2 protein-coding genes are annotated in these 2926 nt (G+C 64.9%); both read right to left on the bottom strand.

Annotation, left to right across the window (positions count from 1 at the left end; genetic code table 11):
• On the bottom strand, nt 1-543 hold a 543-nt coding region (locus tag JWP65_RS12065), incomplete at its 3' end, for a ribonucleotide-diphosphate reductase subunit beta (RefSeq protein ID WP_299764010.1).
• Between the two features lie 138 nt (nt 544-681).
• A partial coding sequence (locus JWP65_RS12060; protein ID WP_299764008.1) for a ribonucleoside-diphosphate reductase subunit alpha occupies nt 682-2926 on the bottom strand: 2245 nt, incomplete at its 5' end.

Genomic DNA, 2926 nt, shown 5'->3' with positions numbered 1-2926 from the left:
GGTGTGGATCGCTTCCTCGAACGCCTGCCGCAATAGGAACTGGCGGGCTTCGGGCGCCGTGATGTGGCGGTAGGTGCCCAGCACGATGTTGTTGGCGGCCAGCGAGTCCGCGGTCACGAAGAAGCCGAGGTTGCGCTTGACGATGCGGCGCTCGTCCTCGGTCAGACCGTTCGGGTCCTTCCACAGGGCGATGTCGCGGTTCATGTTCACTTCCTGCGGCATCCAGTGGTTGGCGCAGGAGGCCAGGTACTTGTCCCAGGCCCACTTGTACTTGAAGGGGACGAGCTGGTTGACGTCGGTGTGGCCGTTGATGATGCGCTTGTCGGCGGCGCTGACGCGACGCGCAACGGCCGGCTGCGCCGGCGCGGCGGCACCAGCCGGCGCGATCGGTGCGATCGTCACATCGTCGGGGGCGCGCAGCGCCGGTTGCTGAATCGGAGCTTGCATGTGCGAGAGCGGAAGGTCCGCCTCGCGGTTCGCGGGCGAACCGTCGCTCGCAGAATTTGACGGTGTGGGCTTGACTTCGTCGTCCCAGGTCAACATAGGTTTTCCAGTGCTCGGATTATGTGAGCCCGGATGCACAAAACAAAGTGTTCGTTCACATCACGGGCGCATTTTGTTGCTCAATTGCATCGGCGTTCTGTCGGAGAACACCGACACCTCTTCATTTCTTTGACGCGATCACTGGCACGCTTCGCAGGTCGGATCGTCGACGCCGCAAAACCTGATGTCGGTGGCCGGCACCGATTGCGCCGCTTCCATCTGCGCGCGCGCCGCTGCCGCGGCTGCATCGAGTGCCGACATGTGCGTCGCGCCCGAACCGCCCAGGCCGCCGGATGCGCCGTTCGACACCGCGTTCAGCCGGCCCGATTGCACAGTGGATTTTTCCGCCGCGGTGGCGCTGCTGGTGCGCAGGTAGTAGGTGGTCTTCAGGCCGCGCAGCCAGGCCAGCTTGTAGGTCTCGTCCAGCTTCTTGCCGGAGGCGCCGGCCATGTAGATGTTGAGCGACTGCGCCTGGTCGATCCATTTCTGGCGGCGGGCGGCGGCTTCCACCAGCCACACCGGTTCGACTTCGAAGGCGGTGGCGTAGAGCGCCTTGACTTCCTGCGGCACGCGGTCGATCGGCCGCAGCGAGCCGTCGAAGTGCTTCAGGTCCATGACCATCACGTCGTCCCACAGGCCCAGGCGCTTCAAGTCGCGCACCAGGTAGTGGTTGATGATGGTGAATTCGCCCGACAGGTTGGACTTGACCGAGAGGTTGCCAAAGCACGGCTCGATCGAGGCGTCCACGCCGATGATGTTGGAGATGGTTGCCGTCGGGGCGATCGCCACGCAGTTGGAGTTGCGCATGCCGTCGGCGGCGATCTTGGCGCGCAGCGCGTCCCAGTCCAGGGTGACCGAACGGTCGACGTCCACGTAGTGTTCGCCGCGGGCCTGGGCCAGCATGTCCAGCGTGTCCAGGGGCAGCACGCCCTTGTCCCAGAGCGAGCCCTTGTAGCTGGAGTACTTGCCGCGCTCGCGGGCCAGCTCGGTCGAGGCCCAGTAGGCGTGGTAGCAGACCGCTTCCATCGAGTTGTCGGCGAACTCCACCGCTTCCCTGGAGGCGTAGGGGATGCGCAGCTCGTACAGCGCATCCTGGAAGCCCATGATGCCCAGCCCGACCGGGCGGTGCCGCAGGTTGGAGTCGCGCGCCTTCTTGACGGCGTAGTAGTTGATGTCGATCACGTTGTCGAGCATCCGCATCGCCGTGGTGATGGTGCGCTTGAGCTTGTCGTGGTCCAGCACCTGGCTTCCCGCAGTGGTGCCGGCCTTCAGGTGCTGCAGCAGGTTGACCGAGCCGAGGTTGCAGACCGCCGTTTCGGTGTCGCTGGTGTTCAGCGTGATCTCGGTGCAGAGATTCGACGAGTGGACGACGCCGGCGTGCTGCTGGGGCGAGCGCACGTTGCAGGCATCCTTGAAGGTGATCCAGGGATGGCCGGTCTCGAACAGCATCGAGAGCATCTTGCGCCACATGTCGGTGGCCTGGACGGTCTTGCTCGGCTTGATCTCGCCGCGCCTGGCCTTCTCTTCGTAGGCGACGTAGGCCTTCTCGAACGCGGCGCCGAACAGGTCGTGCAGGTCCGGCACGGACGAGGGGGAGAACAGCGTCCACTCGCCCTTTTCCATCACCCGGCGCATGAACAGGTCGGGGATCCAGTTGGCCGTGTTCATGTCGTGGGTGCGGCGGCGGTCGTCGCCGGTGTTCTTGCGCAGCTCCAGGAATTCCTCGGCGTCCAGGTGCCAGGTTTCCAGGTAGGCGCAGACGGCGCCCTTGCGCTTGCCGCCCTGGTTGACCGCCACGGCGGTGTCGTTGACCACCTTCAGGAACGGCACCACGCCCTGGGATTCACCGTTGGTGCCCTTGATGTGGGAGCCCAGCGCCCGCACCCGGGTCCAGTCGTTGCCCAGGCCGCCGGCGAATTTCGACAGCAGCGCGTTTTCCTTGATCGACTCGTAGATGCCGTCGAGGTCGTCCGGCACGGTGGTCAGGTAGCACGACGACAGCTGCGAGCGCAGGGTGCCGGCGTTGAACAGCGTCGGCGTCGACGACATGAAGTCGAAGCTGGACAGCACTTCGTAGAACTCGATGGCACGGGCTTCGCGGTCGATCTCGTTGAGCGACAGGCCCATGGCCACGCGCATGAAGAACGCCTGGGGCAGCTCGATGCGGGTCTTGCGCACGTGCTGGAAGTAGCGGTCGTACAGCGTCTGCAGGCCGAGGTAGTCGAACTTCAGGTCGCGCTCGGCCTTGAGGGCCCCGCCCAGCTTCTTCAGGTCGAACTGCAGCAGCTTTTCGTCCAGCAGCTCGTTGTCGACGCCCTTTTTGATGTACAGCGGGAAGTTGTCGGCGTAGGCTTCGGCGCGCTCGGCCGGCGCCACCTCGCGG

This window comes from Ramlibacter sp., from assembly GCF_028292805.1.
In the GTDB taxonomy this organism is placed as follows: Bacteria; Pseudomonadota; Gammaproteobacteria; order Burkholderiales; family Burkholderiaceae_C; genus Ramlibacter.
Note: the sequence above shows the minus strand (reverse complement) of the source record. Positions and strands in the feature narration are given on the sequence as shown.